A 13,460-nucleotide genomic window follows, 5' to 3' on the forward strand; every position below is an offset into this window, starting at 1 on the left:
ACATGGCAGTCACGCGAAACAGCAAACAGGCAACCCTGATCGGGCTTGTCGCGGTCCTATTCTGGAGCGCGATCGTCGGCCTGATCCGCGGCGTCAGCCAGAGCTTCGGCGCGACCGGTGGGGCGGCACTGATCTACACGGTCGCTTCGGCGCTGCTCTGGCTGACCGTTGGCCCGCCCCGGACGCGGGCGCTGCCTCGAATCTATCTGCTCTGGGGAAGCGTGCTGTTTGTTTCCTACGAGCTGTGCCTGTCGCTGTCCATTGGCTATGCCAATACCGGCAGGCAGGCCATCGAAGTCGGCATGGTCAACTATCTCTGGCCGTCCTTCACGATGCTGGCCGCCATCCTGTTCAATCGTCAGCGCGCCAACTGGCTGATCCTGCCAGGCTTTCTGGTGGCCCTGCTGGGTATTGCATCGGTGCTCGGTGGCGATCAGGGCCTGGACCTGCCGAGCATGGCCGCCAATATTCAGGACAACCCCCTCAGCTACGGCCTGGCCTTTGCCGGCGCAATGATCTGGGCGGGCTACTGCACGGTGACGAGCCGGTACGCACAGGGCAAGAACGCGGTCACGCTGTTCTTCATGCTGACGGCGCTCGCACTGTGGGGGAAGTATCTGTTCACGGACGGTGAAACGATGGTCCTCAGCATGACGGGCGCGATCTACCTGCTGCTGGCCGCCTGCGCCATGGGCTTCGGCTATGCCGCGTGGAACGTCGGCATCCTCCACGGCAATATGACAGTGCTGGCTGGCGCGTCGTACTTCATCCCGGTGTTGTCGGCCGCATTGGCCGCCACGCTGCTGCACGCACCGCTGTCGTTCGCATTCTGGAAAGGCGCCGCGATGGTATGCGCGGGATCCATCCTTTGCTGGATCGCAACACGTGGCAAGGGCGAGCGCGCAGCAATTTCGTCGGGTTCGGACAACCCGACTTAGAGGCGCGTATCCGGCAAGGCAGACGCATCACATGCGGGACTCCCGACAATCGGCAGGAGGTAGCGCCGCGTGCACGCGCACATGCGCCATGCACGACCGATGGATCACCCTGCGGGATATTTCATCCGGGTCGCGAGTGCGGCTTTTCCGGATGCCTGGCAATCCTGACTAGACTGGAACTGGAGCGGATAACACTCCACTACCTGCAACCTGAACACATCCGCAAGGATGTTCAAGAAGGGGGCACCATGCTACAAGCCAGTGAAATCCAGACACGTTTTTCGCATCTGCAGCGCACGGTCAGCGAGACATCGAAGACCATCCACGCCGATTCGGCGATTCCCAAGGACTTGATGAGCTGCATGGACGAGCTCGACAAGGAATGCAAGTCCGCGAAGAAGATCATGTCGTCCCGCAACGAGGGCCGCATCCGTCAGTGCGTCGATGATCTCGAACGGATGGGCGATCGCGCTGAACGCGTTTGCCACGATACCGACGGCCTCCACCATCGGGTCATGGATGCAGTCAGCGCCATGCACCTCGAGCTTGCCGACCTGAAGCGCGACATGCACGAAATGCACTGAGCCGCAAACGGCCGGGACCTGGCCTGATCAGGTAAGGCCCCGCAAAGAGAAAAGGGCCGAGCCCTGCAATGCAGGACTCGGCCCCAGTCAGGCCACCCGGCAGGCCGTGCCACGATCCATCACTGCGGCACCAGTTCCAGCCTCTCCTTGCTTTCCTTCTCCACCGCCTTGCGCGAGTACAGCAGCGGGAAATACTCGCCCTTCGCCCACAGCGGCGCCAGATCGCGATAGTGCGGATTGGCCGGGTTGCCCGACTGGCCCGGTGTGTTCACCACGCGCGACGCATCCCAGTTGCCGACATCGACCACCATGCGGAACGACGCGCCTGCAGTGAGCTGGAAGTCGTTATTGCGATAGCTCGTATTCATCGGCGTGAACGATGACCCGCCGATCGGCCCCGCATTCACGTCGAACTGCTGGCGCTGCTGCGCGTCGAGGATCGCGTGCAGCGGATGCTCGAACACCGCCGTGTGAAGCTTGCCCCATTGCCACGTCTTCGGGTCAGGGCCCAGCCTCTTCTCGACTTCGACCATGGCCGACTTCAGCGAGGCCAGCATGACGTCGTTGCGCTTCTCGACGCTCATCCAGCTGTCGGGCCGCTCCAGCACGGCGATCACGCGGCTCGGATCGCCCGCGCCAATCAGCCGCGCAGCCTCCGGCGCGAGCGCGGCCCGCACCACCGCAGTACGCAGATGCTTGCTGAACCAGACCTCGAACAGCGCGGCGGGCGCGCTGTCGGCACGCTCGTTGCCATCCCAGCCGCGCAGCAGATCCAGCCCGCGCTGAATCTGCGCATCGCTGCTGGCGAGCGGCTTGAGCAACGTCACCATCCGCTGCGCGGGCAATGACACCGTGTCGTTCTGCCATGCCATCGAGTCCTCCACCGAACTGCGCGGATTGGCCGACACCAGCGCCCTGAGCCGACGTGCGCGCGAGCTTTCGGCCCATTCGTAGCCGACGCCGAGCTTGGCTGCCGGGTGATTGGGCGGGATCGTGTTCTCGTTGGCAGTGACCACGAATCCCGGCGCCGGATTAAACGCCCACGGCAGTTCGTCCATGTTGCGATAGCCGGCCCATTCGTAGCGTCCGTCCCCGGGCACCGGCATCAGGCCATCCCAGTTCGGCCGATTGACGGTCAACCCGCCCGGGAGCCAGCCGATGTTGCCGAAGCGGTCCGCATAGACCTGGTTCTCGCCAGGAGCGCCCCAGCGGTTCATCGCCGCGCGGAACTGATCCCAGTTCTGGGCACGCATGTAATCCATCGACCCGAAATACGGTGCCATGCCAAGGTCAAGCCATGCCGCGCGCAGGGCCCAGGCGCGGTTGTTCTTCGAGTCGGCATAGAGCACCGGGCCGTGGCGCGTGAAGTCGATCGTGACCTTGCGTGGCGTCGCCTCGCCACGCACTGAGATCTGCTCGGTCACCGTCTCCATCGGCTCCCAGCGGCCCTTGTACTTGTATTCGTGCGGCTGGGCGGGATCGGTCTCATAGGCATAGAGGTCTTCCTGGTCCATGTAGAACCGCGTCAGGCCGAAAGCAATCGTGCCGTTGTGACCGATGGAGATACCGGGCAGGAACGGCTCGCCCGCGCCGATTACTGACAGGCCCGGCGCGTTCAGGTGGGAGATATAGCGCAGGCTCGGCGCACCGTGCGCTCGATGCGGATCGTTGGCCAGGATCGGTCGCCCCGTGGCGGTGCGGCTGCCCGCGATCACCCAGTTGTTCGACCCCAGGCTGCGTGCGGTATCGCTCGACGCATCGACCGTCGCATAAAGCTGGTCCACCGGGATGTTCTCGGCACGCGTGCCCGATTGCCACACGTCCTTCGGGAAGCGCGGCGCGGCCGTGGCAAGCTCATACGCCTTGCGCAACTCGGCAGCGGGGACCGTGCACGGGTCGAGCCCGTCTGGCACCTTCGGCTCGATCTGCGGATCGAGTTCGCGGCGAACCCAGTCCGCCCGTACCGCGTTCGGCTTCGCGTAGCAGAAGATCTGCGCCCGGTCGATCTCGCCAGTGAGGTTCAACGTCAGCCCGTGATGACGGATACGCACGATATCCTCGGCACGCCAGCGCGACGGCTTGTAGTTGATCAGCTTGAACTCGGGAGGCAGCAGTTCCGGATGGGCCTCGGTCTGCGCGATGTACGCATTGACGCCCGCCACGAAGGCCTCGGCCACACGCTTGGCATCCGATCCGTAGGCCAGCCATTCGCGGTACATATCGCCACGGAACAACACGGCGCGCGCCATGCGATCGCCTTCCACATAGGCCGGACCGAAGTCTTTCGCCATTTCGCCCAGCCCACGCTTGCGCCACAGATCGATCTGGAACAGCCGGTCCCGCGCGGCCACGAAGCCTTGCACGAAGAACGCGTCATAGAGCGTGTTGGCGTAGATATGCGGCACGCCCCAGCGGTCGATCAATACCGTTGCAGGCTTTTCCAGTCCGGGGACGGCGAACTTGTCCGGGCCGGCCGCCAGCGCGGGGGCGGTGGATGCGGCGGCAAGCCATGCCGCGGCGACGGCGGTGCGCCGCAGGGAACGGGTCGGGCGAAACATCGGATCTCCTCGTCGGATGCAGACCTGCGAGGATAGCGGAATGTGTCGCTGCCGGCGACGCTGCGCCGCCGCAAATCATGTCGTCCGCGATGGCTTCCACGGCGTCAACGACGTAACATCGACGACATCAGTACACGTCGCGGCGATAACTGCCTGCTTCGGTCAGTCGCTGTAGTGTGGACTCACCGAGGATGCGCAGGAGCGCGTCCTGCACGCCAGCGGCCATGCCCTGCAGGCTGCCGCAAACGTAGATCGACGCACCCTGCTCCACCCACGCAGCGATCGTCGCAGCCTGCGCGGACACGGCGTCTTGGACGTAGCGCGGCATCGCGCCATCACGCGACCATGCATGGTCGACCCGCTGCAGCACGCCCTGCGATAACCACGCCTGGAATTCCTCTGCGTGGAAGTTATCGTGCGCAGCGGAGCGCTCGCCGAACAGCAGCCAGTTGCGGTGATGGCCCGCCTCCGCGCGCGCCTTGATCACGGCACGCAGGCCCGCAAGGCCAGTACCGTTGCCGATCAGGATCAGCGGCCGCCCGTCTTCGGGCGGATGGAAGCTGCGATTGGTGCGGACGCGCAGCGCGATCGACGCGCCCTCGCGCGCGAATTCTGTCAGCCAGCCAGAGGCGAGACCAAGCCGCCCATCGGCATGACGGGTCTGACGTACCAGCAATTCCAGCCGGCCATCGGCGGGCAACGATGCGATCGAGTACTCGCGGTGCGGCAGCGCGGGCAACGCGTCGACCAGTCGCTGGGGCGTGAATCCGGTCAATATATCCAGCTGGCTATCCGGCAGCAGCAGCCGCGTGGCCAACGCCTCGGACAAGGTCATCGGACGACTGTCGCAGCGAACCGGCGCGGTTCCGTCGAGCGACAGGCGAGCCAGCAACCGGTCTACGACGTCAGGCGGCTGGCATGGGCCAATCTCGGCAATATCGCCGGCGCGCCATGCCAGTTGCGACGCGTCCTCGGGCTCGAGCGCCAGATGAAAGGCAGCCTCGCCCTGGCTGCCCGGATTGAGCAGCCTGCGCTCCACCAGCCGCCAGCGGCCATAGCGCGGGCGTTCCCAGTCCGCGATTTCCGCACCGCCGCTCAACGCGGACAAGTGGTTCTGCCAGTGGCGCAACGCGCCGGGGTCGCCGTTGTCGACCTCGACCCTATCGAACAATGGCTGTGCATGATGGCTCTCCAGCCACCCCGACAGCGCGCGACCGAACGCGCAGAAGTGCGCGTAGCTGCTATCGCCCAGCGCAAGGACGCCATAGCGCAACTGGCGCAGCGCATCGGGCGTGGTGCCGGCCAGCAAGCGGCGCGCGAACCCCGACGCCATGTCGGGCGCATCGCCCTCACCCGTGGTGCTGACCAGGAACAGGGCCTGATCGCACGCAGCCAGACGCGCACCATCGAGTTCGGCAAAGGACACGAGTTGCACCGGGCGACCCGCGCCTTGCAACGCGCGGGCCGTTTGCACGGCGAGCTGTTCGGCAAAGCCGGTCTGGCTTGCGTAGGCGACGAGCGTCGGATGCGCGTCTTCGGTCGCGTCATCACTTGCGACATTGGCAAGCGCGGCACGGGCGGCACGGTGGCGGCGATGTCCGTCGAGCACGCCCCAGCAGAAGCCAACGTACGCGATGACCACGCCGGCTGCCATGGCATCGCGACCGTGCGCGAGCACGGACAGCGCCACACCGGCGACAAGCATTGCCCACGGTAGAAGACGCATCATGTTTGCATCGCGGCGAACGCCGGGGTGACCCGCTCATCGAAGCCGTGCGGCGTGCGCACCAGGAAGCGGGCAGCCAGGCCCTGGCGCGTGGCGAAGGTGATGCCGGCTTCTGGCCCGAGCACGGTCAGTGCGGTGGACAACGCGTCGGCCATCATGCATTCGCGATGGAGCACCGTGACGGACGCCAACGCATGCGCGGCCGGGTAGCCGGTGCGTGGATCAATCGTATGCGCGTACCGCCGCCCATCGTGTTCGAAGTAGCGGCGGTAGTCGCCCGACGTGGCGATCGACAGGCCGAGCAACGCCACCAGCGTACGTCTGATCCCGCCCGCAGCAGTGGCAGATGCCGAGGGGGACTCCAGTTCGATCCACCACGGCATCCCATCGGGCTTCAGCCCCTGGCCGCGCAACTCGCCGCCGATCTCGACCAGATGATGCGGCACGCCCTGGGCCAGGAGATAGCGCGATACCGCATCGACGGCAAACCCCTTCGCGATCGCGCAGAAATCGAGTGACAGTCCGCCCGGCTGGCGCGCGCGACGCGCCGATGGGTCGATCTCGATCCGTTGCCAGCCGCAATGCTGGCGCGCCCGTGCCACGTCATCGGCGGTAGGCGCGGTGTGCCGTTTGCCAGCCGGGCCGAAGCCCCAGAGATCGACGAGCGGGCCGGCACTGGGATCGTAGGCGCCACCGCTGTCGCGCGCGGTGTCCAGCGCCGCCTGCAGGACCGTGAAGCAATCCTCGGGCAGCGTGACCCAAGCACTGGCGTCGGCCCGATTGAAACGGCTCAGGTCCGATATCTCGGACCAGTTGCTCATCTGCGCGATAACCTCGTCGAGCACCGCGCGGATGCCTGCCTCCAGGCCGCCGCCGTCCTGCCCGCGCGCCAGCACGGCGCGGACAGCCCAGGTCGTCCCCATCGTCTCGCCCGTCCATTGCGCGATCGAGCCTTGCGGCTCGCGAACGGGCGGGGGCAGGTCCAGCGTGGCGGGGATAAGAACGCGATTCATCGGCGATTTCGTAGCGGCCGTCTTACTGCGGCAGCACTTCCACCGTCACCGCGTAGGTAACGCGGCGAGCCGTGGCGGGCTTGACCGATGTCTTCTGGTCGCGCAGTTCGGCTTCCATCCAGTACATGCCGGCAGCTGGCCACTTCACCGAGAACTTGCCGTCGGCGTCGGTGGTCGTGTCGAACTCGTTGAGACGATCGCGATAACGAACGCCGCCCGGCACCACGGAAACCGTCTGGTTGGCGGCCGGCTTGCCGTCGAGCAGAAGACGGAAGCTGGCCGTCTCGCCTGCGGCGAGGTCGTTCGGATGGGTGATCGGCGCCAGCTCCAGGCCACGTCCGGTGGTCGTCAATGCCTGCTTCGACGGCTTGCCGCTGGTGACATACGATTCCACGCGGCTGGCCATCTCGGTCACTTGCAGTTCCTGCGCATTGGCGGGGACGTTCGCGGCCAGGGCATCGGCAGCGCCGCGCCAGCGCTTGGTCTGCCCGTTCTCCTTCCAGCTCGCGACCAGGCCCTGGTTGACCACGGCGATGCGGTACGTGCCCGGCTGCGCCAGCGGCACGTCGAACGTGCTGCGGTACTTGCCGGTCGACGCATTCTCGGGCTTCACCGCCGCGCCATCGGGGCCGGTGACCACGAGGTTGTCCAGACGCATCGGCATGTGTTCGAAGTAGAACAGGTCGTTGGACACCGCGGCGTCCACGGTCACCCACTGGCTGCCGCCGGACAGCACGGTGGTGGACGGCAGCAACCACTGGCGGTGGGCATGAGCGGCCAACGGCGCCAGCGCAGCAAGCGCGAGGGCTGCTACGCGGGTGGAAAGTCGGGTGGAGAAGCGGGCAGGCTTGTTCATCGTCAGGCTCCGGTCAGATCAGTTCAATGCGTTTGCGGTGATTGGCGCGGCTCACGGCTTCAGGTCGACAGATACGCCGCCGAGCTCATGCTCGCCCTTGGCGCCCGCGCTTTGCGCGGCCTTGGGCGGCCATGCGAACGGCACACGCACGAGTTCGCGTCCGCCCACTTCGCGCGCGGCTTCCACCACGAGCTGGTAATCGCCGGCAGGCAGCTTGCCCAGCGGCGCCTTGCCATCGCTGAACGTCAGCGCGTGCTCGCCGGGAGCGCGCGTGGCACCCGATACGCCATCGGCCGGAAGCTGCATGTCGCGGCCGGTCTTGCGCCACCACTGGCGCATGTCCTTGAGCCACTTCGTGCCCTGGCTTTCCTTGTTCTTCGCGTCGTACCAGACCGCCAGCGTCGTCACCGGGCTCTGGTCGGCACGCTCGATCCACATGGATACGTAGGGGCGGTGGTACTCGGCCACGTTCAGGCGGGGAATCTCCACCTTGACGTTCATGTCGGCGGCCATGGCGGGTGCCAGCGGCGCTGCGGCAAGGCCGGTTACGGTGACGGTCAGGAGTCGGCGCATGTCGAAACTACCTTTCTCGGTTGCGAATCAGTGAATGAACAGGATGGCCAGCAGCAGCGGCACAACGAGGCCCGCGCCCACCAGCGGCCAGGTGGCCATGCGGCCCCCGGCATGAAGCTTGAGCAGGAACAGCCCGGTGACGCTGAAGATCAGGCAGGCCAGGGCGAATATGTCGATGAACCAGCTCCATGCATGGCCCGTGTTGCGGCCCTTGTGCAGGTCGTTGAAGTAGGAAATCCAGCCCCGCGATGTCACTTCGTACTGGACCTCGCCGTCTTCGAGCGCAACGCTGAGCCAGGCATCGCCGCCGGGGCGTGGCAGGCCAACGTAGATCTCGTCGGCGGACCATTCTGCCTCGCGTCCTGCCGCCTCGATATCCATCGTCTTCGACAGCCAGTCAGCCAGCACGCGCGGCACCGGTCCCTTCTGGTCTTTCTGGTCCTTCTGGTTTCCCGCCAATGCGTTCGCGGGCGCGGCGCGCTTCAGCGCATCCAGCAGTTCACGCGGCGCGGTCTCGTGGCGCGTGACGACCGAAGGCGAGGCCTCGATCTGCCCCGCGTGATTGAGCGTGAATCCCGTGACGGCGAACATCAGCATCCCGATCAGGCAGATCGCGGAACTGATCCAGTGCCACTGGTGAAGATGCTTGAGCCAGAAGGCGCGGCGCTGCTGGCTGGAAGCTGGCGTGGATTCGGTCATCGGGGATGTTCTGGGCAAGCGTGCATGGCTGGCGGAGAGGCTGCCGCATCAGCGGCATGGCGAAGACGCCACACTCCCGCGGGAAAAACGAAGGAGATGGTAATGGTTCTCATTTAAAAGAACAACCATCTGAAAGGCTTCGGATCGGGCTCGTTGATTACGGTTCGTTACGCGGCACCCTCAAAACCTCTTGCAATGTGCTGCACGGCAGAAATCAAAGCGGCGCGCGCATCACTATTACCTATCAGTGGTATTTCCCGATCAAGTTTGACGATGACGCCGCCGTTATGGCCGGTCAGAGAGGACGCGCGAAGACAAACCATACAAAGACCCGAAAGCGCCCCAATCAACAACCGATGTGAACGGAGGATAAGGATGTTGCATAACCTGAGCCTGAGAAAGAAGCTCATGCTGCCGCTGGTGCTGAGCTGGACCTGCCTGCTGGCCATCACGCTGTGGAATGCATGGCAAATGCGAGACCTGCGTCTGCGGGATCGAGAACTGACGCTGCAACAGGTCACGGACACGGCCAACTCGGTCGTGGCCGAGTACGAAGCCATGGCGCGCGCAGGCAAGCTGAGCGCCGAGGAAGCCCAGAAGCAGGCGCTCGACCGCGTGCGCGTGATGCGTTTTGGCGGCGATGGCTACTTCACCGTGATGAGGTCCGACGCTGTCGTTCTGATGCACGCGATCAAGCCCGAACTCGATGGCAAGAACATGTCGGAGATGAAGGACCCTAACGGCGTCTATCTGTTCCGCGATATCGCGCAGATCGGCAAGACCGCCGGCAAGGGCTTCCTTGAATACGCCTGGCCCAAGCCAGGGGCCGAGGCGCCGCAGCCCAAACTGAGCTATGTGCTGAACTTCAAGCCGTGGGACTGGAACTTCATCGCCGGTTTCTACATGGATGACATCCAGGCCGAGTTCCGCGCGTCGCTCTGGCAAGCGCTCGGCTGGCTGCTGGGCGTGGGCGCGCTGATGACCGTGGTGATGGTGCGCGTTTCCGCCAGTCTGCAGAAGCAGCTTGGCGGCGAACCATCGCTGACCTCGGAGATCGCCGCGCGCATCGCCGAAGGTGATCTTGCTTCGCACGTGAACGTGGCGCCGAACGATCGGGAAAGCGTGCTGTTCAACATGCAGCAGATGCAGGGGCGGCTGACGGGTGCCATCGGCCAGATTCGCGGTTCGGCGGATGCGATCGCAGGCGCCGCCAAGCAGATTGCGGCCGGCAATGTCGACCTGTCACGCCGCAGCGAGGAACAGGCCGCATCGCTTGAGCAGACCGCGGCCAGCATGGAAGAGCTGACCGGCACGGTTCGCCAGAGCGCTGACAACGCCCGCCAGGCGGCGCGGCTGGCCGAAGGCGCATCGGAGATCGCTGTACGCGGCGGAGCGATCGTGCACCAGGTGGTGGACACGATGGGCGAGATCAAGGCGGCGTCCAGCAAGGTGGTGGACATCATCGGCGTCATCGAGGGCATTGCATTCCAGACCAATATCCTGGCGCTGAACGCGGCGGTGGAGGCCGCGCGCGCCGGCGAGCAGGGACGCGGCTTTGCGGTGGTGGCCGGCGAGGTGCGCAGCCTGGCCCAGCGTAGCGCCACGGCGGCCAAGGAGATCAAGGGATTGATCGACAACTCGGCGCAGCGTGTCGAGGACGGCTCAGTGCTGGTCGAAGACGCAGGCAAGGCGATGGGAGAAATCGTCGAGGCCGTGAAGCGCGTGACCGACCTGATGGGCGAAATGCGTGCGGCCACCGAAGAACAGACCGGCGGGATCGAGCAGGTCAACCAGGCCGTCTCACAGATGGACCAGATGGCGCAGCAGAATGCGGCGCTGGTGGAAGAGGCAACCGCCGCCGCGGCCTCGCTCGAGGATCAGGCTGATGCACTGCACCGCGCAGTCGGCCAGTTCAGGCTAGCGGGCGCGATTTAGGAATGGCCTTGGGGGGAGCACGCCGCACGCGATTCAGATGCGGGCGGTTCGCTCCTCTCTCCAGCCTCGCGAGAGAGCGGAACACCGATGGAACATGCTGACGACTAAACCCCGCCCGCTTCCTCGTAACAAAAAAACGCCGCCCACGAGGGCGGCGTTCTTGCATCGATTGACGACTCGCTGACAGGTTACTTGCTGTTCGTGTTGTTCATCGCCGAGAACTGCTGGGTCAGGTAGTCCTTGGTGCGGTTCATCTGCGAGACTGCCAGATCCAGCGCCTGGAACTGCTTCTGGACGCGCTTGATATTGGCATCGATGTGCTCCGACATCGAGTCATAGCGCTTGCCGAGATCCTTCACGCTCTGCTCGATACCCTTGGTCGCGGAGGTCAGCGGGCCGTTGGTACCCGTCATGGTATCCACCGCTTCAGACAAGCGGCGCGCGATCCCACCCTTCGTGCCGTCGCCGCCGAACAGCGCGGTCACGTCAGCCAGGTTTCCGGCCAACGCGGCATCCAGCTTCTTGGTGTCCACCGACATCGTGCCGTCCTTCTGCAACGTCACGCCAAGCTGGGCCAGCGTTGTCGCGGCGCCATCGCGCATCCCGGCTTCGGGGGTGTTGAGTACCGAGCGCAGCGTCGACTGGATACCGCGCAGCACGCCGTCACCGGTCAGAGCCGCCTTGGTACCGCTCTTCACGTCGAAGGCTGTCAGCTGCTTGGTGGCCGACTGGAGGTTGTTGTAGGCCGTGGCCAGCCCCTGCACCGCGGCCTTGATGCTGTCGAGATCCTGCGTCAGCGTCATCGACGTGGTGCCCGTCTTCTTGAGCGTCATCGTGACGCCCTGCGCGGCATCGGTCACCACATTGCTGGCGCTGGTGATGGCGATATCGTTGATAGTCAGTTGCGCATTCGTGGCACGCACCACTTCCTTCATGCCGCCGGGTTGCGGGCCGGCCACCGGATCGTATCCGGCAAGCGCCTGCAGTTCCGGTGAGGAACCAGTGATGCGCATGCTCATCGCCTCGCCGGTCTTCTCCGAATTGAGCACCAGACGATAAGGCGTGCCGCTGCCGTCGTTGATGATGCTGGCCTTGACGCCCATATTGGCCTTGTTGATCGCATCACGAATTCCTTGCAGCGTCTGGTTGCTGCTGTCGATCGTCACGGTCTTGGCGGAGTCGGCGGTTGGCGTGAACGTCGGGTTCACGTATGTGCCGTACGTCGGCGATGCCGGGTCGGCGTCGTATCCGCCCGTCACGCCGAACTCGAAGGTCAGCGTGCCAGTGCCGATGATCGCATCCTGCTTGAGCTGGCCAGCGCCCGCCAGGGATTGGGCCTGCGCCAGGCTCTTGACGTTTACGTTGTAGTTGCCGGCAATCGCATTGACGCCAGTGGCGACGGTCATCACATCGCTGTTACTGACTTGCGCCTTGACGGCGCCGAACGTGTCGAGCTTGGCAAGCGAGTTGGCGGAAGCCTGAAAGGCCGACAACATGCTCTTGATCGTGCCATATCCGGATAGCTTGGCCTGGTAGGCCGTATTCTGGGTCTCCAGCGCCTTCAGCGGCAGGCGTTCCGCCGTCGCCAGCTGATCGAGGAGCGTGCCCAGTTGCATGTTGGAGCCAATGCCGAGGAAATCGAGTGCAGCCATTTTCTTCAGGTCCTTCGCCGTGCGTAACTTCGATGTAATTCACCCAGACAGGCAAATGAATGTCTTTACATCCAAGGTTTACGGCGCTCGAAAGTGGCTCTTTAGCGTTTTTCGTACAAAGTTGATACAAAGCCGATACACAAAGAGCGGCAAGACGCCGTATGTGAGCGTTTGCTCACGCTCTATGGCTTGATAGGGAGGGGGGACGTCTTCAGACGTCGTCTGTGTGCTGAAGCGCAGCCAGACAGAAGGTGGCGACGGTGTCCGCCATCTGCTCGACGGCCCCGGGGGCCGCCGAAATGGCCCGGAAGCGGTCGTGCGTGGCCGTCAGGGTGGCCAGACCATGCGCGGCCGTCCAGACACAAAACGCCAGTTGTTCATGTGTCAGCGCGCCGGGTTCACGTCCGCCCAGACACGCAACGACGGTTTCTCGCACCCGATCGAACGAACCGGACGAGGCTTCCTGCAGTTCGGGGTATTCGTCACGGCGTTCTATCGCCGGGCCGAACATCAAGTGAAAGCGCGCCGGGTACATGTGCGCGAATTCGGCGTAACCGACCAGCAGCGCGCGCAGCTTGTTGGCCGGGGTATCGCGCGGAATCAGGCGCGCGCGGTTGCCCTGGAAGGCGCCCAGTTCCCGGAACGCCTGCGCGGCGATGGCCGCAAGCAGGCCGTTGCGGTCCTGGAAATGGTGTGCCGGCGCGCCCGGCGACACGCCGGCCAGCTTGGCGGCTTCGCGCATGCTCATCGCCGCGATGCCTTGCGTATCGAGCAAGTGGAGTCCCCACGCAATCAGCGAGGCGCGCAGGTCGCCGTGATGCCATTGTCCGGCGGGCTTGGTCGTGCCACCCGCCACCTTGCGCGTACCACCCTTGCGCCCGCCGTTCTGTTTCGTGCCGCCTTCGTTCATCCCTCTCGCTATCCCG

General features: G+C 64.8%; 12 protein-coding genes. 4 read left to right on the forward strand and 8 right to left on the reverse strand.

Translation table 11 applies throughout. The annotated features are described in order from the left end of the window. Positions 1-2 precede the first annotated feature (2 nt). Both yddG and RMET_RS28780 read left to right on the forward strand, forming a co-directional pair. Positions 3-938 carry an aromatic amino acid DMT transporter YddG gene (yddG, locus tag RMET_RS28775; RefSeq protein WP_011520036.1) on the forward strand — a complete coding sequence of 312 codons (936 nt, stop codon included), beginning with the start codon at positions 3-5 and terminating at the stop codon, positions 936-938. Positions 939-1,186: 248 nt separating this feature from the next. Beyond that, positions 1,187-1,522, forward strand: a complete 336-nt coding sequence (locus RMET_RS28780) for a hypothetical protein (RefSeq protein WP_011520037.1) — start codon at positions 1,187-1,189, stop codon at positions 1,520-1,522. Between the two features lie 119 nt (positions 1,523-1,641). On the opposite strand, the gene RMET_RS28785 is transcribed toward RMET_RS28780, so the two are convergent. The 6 genes from RMET_RS28785 to RMET_RS28810 form a co-directional block, all read right to left on the reverse strand. After that, complete coding sequence (locus tag RMET_RS28785; protein ID WP_011520038.1) at positions 1,642-4,080, reverse strand: penicillin acylase family protein; 2,439 nt, start codon at positions 4,078-4,080, stop codon at positions 1,642-1,644. 127 nt (positions 4,081-4,207) lie between these two features. Next, positions 4,208-5,809: a flavodoxin domain-containing protein gene (locus RMET_RS28790; RefSeq protein WP_011520039.1), complete on the reverse strand. Its 1,602-nt coding sequence runs from the start codon at positions 5,807-5,809 to the stop codon at positions 4,208-4,210. Continuing rightward, a complete protein-coding gene (locus RMET_RS28795) occupies positions 5,806-6,819 on the reverse strand; it encodes an FAD:protein FMN transferase (protein WP_011520040.1) in 1,014 nt (337 codons plus the stop codon). Before RMET_RS28795 ends, RMET_RS28790 begins: the two co-directional genes overlap by 4 nt. A 22-nt stretch (positions 6,820-6,841) precedes the next feature. Then, on the reverse strand, positions 6,842-7,675 hold the full coding sequence (locus RMET_RS28800; RefSeq protein ID WP_011520041.1) for a DUF4198 domain-containing protein: 834 nt from the start codon (positions 7,673-7,675) through the stop codon (positions 6,842-6,844). Positions 7,676-7,726: 51 nt separating this feature from the next. Further along, positions 7,727-8,248 carry a DUF2271 domain-containing protein gene (locus RMET_RS28805; RefSeq protein WP_011520042.1) on the reverse strand — a complete coding sequence of 174 codons (522 nt, stop codon included), beginning with the start codon at positions 8,246-8,248 and terminating at the stop codon, positions 7,727-7,729. Between the two features lie 27 nt (positions 8,249-8,275). Further along, positions 8,276-8,947 (reverse strand): PepSY-associated TM helix domain-containing protein, encoded by a 672-nt coding sequence (locus RMET_RS28810; RefSeq protein WP_011520043.1) that lies wholly within the window; start codon positions 8,945-8,947, stop codon positions 8,276-8,278. Between the two features lie 56 nt (positions 8,948-9,003). On the opposite strand from RMET_RS28810, the gene RMET_RS33090 reads away from it, so the two are divergent. Continuing rightward, positions 9,004-9,309, forward strand: coding sequence for a hypothetical protein (locus tag RMET_RS33090; RefSeq protein WP_011520044.1), 306 nt, complete (start codon positions 9,004-9,006; stop codon positions 9,307-9,309). A gap of 13 nt (positions 9,310-9,322) precedes the next feature. Then, the gene (locus RMET_RS28815; RefSeq protein WP_011520045.1) at positions 9,323-10,882 is read left to right on the forward strand and encodes a methyl-accepting chemotaxis protein; all 1,560 of its coding nucleotides are present in this window, start codon (positions 9,323-9,325) and stop codon (positions 10,880-10,882) included. Between the two features lie 188 nt (positions 10,883-11,070). On the opposite strand, the gene fliD is transcribed toward RMET_RS28815, so the two are convergent. Continuing rightward, the gene (fliD, locus tag RMET_RS28820) at positions 11,071-12,534 is read right to left on the reverse strand and encodes a flagellar filament capping protein FliD (RefSeq protein WP_011520046.1); all 1,464 of its coding nucleotides are present in this window, start codon (positions 12,532-12,534) and stop codon (positions 11,071-11,073) included. A 211-nt stretch (positions 12,535-12,745) separates the two neighbouring features. Continuing rightward, complete coding sequence (locus RMET_RS28825) at positions 12,746-13,444, reverse strand: TetR/AcrR family transcriptional regulator (protein WP_011520047.1); 699 nt, start codon at positions 13,442-13,444, stop codon at positions 12,746-12,748. Positions 13,445-13,460: the final 16 nt, after the last annotated feature.

The sequence above is a fragment of the Cupriavidus metallidurans CH34 genome (assembly GCF_000196015.1).
Classification (GTDB): domain Bacteria; phylum Pseudomonadota; class Gammaproteobacteria; order Burkholderiales; family Burkholderiaceae; genus Cupriavidus; species Cupriavidus metallidurans.

What these genes read in the sequence shown, in the direction of transcription:
- yddG (WP_011520036.1), top strand. Translation starts at nt 3, where the DNA reads ATGGCAGTCACGCGAAACAGCAAACAGGCAACCCTGATCGGGCTTGTC.
- RMET_RS28780 (WP_011520037.1), top strand. Translation starts at nt 1,187, where the DNA reads ATGCTACAAGCCAGTGAAATCCAGACACGTTTTTCGCATCTGCAGCGC.
- RMET_RS28785 (WP_011520038.1), bottom strand. Translation starts at nt 4,080, where the DNA reads ATGTTTCGCCCGACCCGTTCCCTGCGGCGCACCGCCGTCGCCGCGGCA.
- RMET_RS28790 (WP_011520039.1), bottom strand. Translation starts at nt 5,809, where the DNA reads ATGATGCGTCTTCTACCGTGGGCAATGCTTGTCGCCGGTGTGGCGCTG.
- RMET_RS28795 (WP_011520040.1), bottom strand. Translation starts at nt 6,819, where the DNA reads ATGAATCGCGTTCTTATCCCCGCCACGCTGGACCTGCCCCCGCCCGTT.
- RMET_RS28800 (WP_011520041.1), bottom strand. Translation starts at nt 7,675, where the DNA reads ATGAACAAGCCTGCCCGCTTCTCCACCCGACTTTCCACCCGCGTAGCA.
- RMET_RS28805 (WP_011520042.1), bottom strand. Translation starts at nt 8,248, where the DNA reads ATGCGCCGACTCCTGACCGTCACCGTAACCGGCCTTGCCGCAGCGCCG.
- RMET_RS28810 (WP_011520043.1), bottom strand. Translation starts at nt 8,947, where the DNA reads ATGACCGAATCCACGCCAGCTTCCAGCCAGCAGCGCCGCGCCTTCTGG.
- RMET_RS33090 (WP_011520044.1), top strand. Translation starts at nt 9,004, where the DNA reads ATGGCGAAGACGCCACACTCCCGCGGGAAAAACGAAGGAGATGGTAAT.
- RMET_RS28815 (WP_011520045.1), top strand. Translation starts at nt 9,323, where the DNA reads ATGTTGCATAACCTGAGCCTGAGAAAGAAGCTCATGCTGCCGCTGGTG.
- fliD (WP_011520046.1), bottom strand. Translation starts at nt 12,534, where the DNA reads ATGGCTGCACTCGATTTCCTCGGCATTGGCTCCAACATGCAACTGGGC.
- RMET_RS28825 (WP_011520047.1), bottom strand. Translation starts at nt 13,444, where the DNA reads ATGAACGAAGGCGGCACGAAACAGAACGGCGGGCGCAAGGGTGGTACG.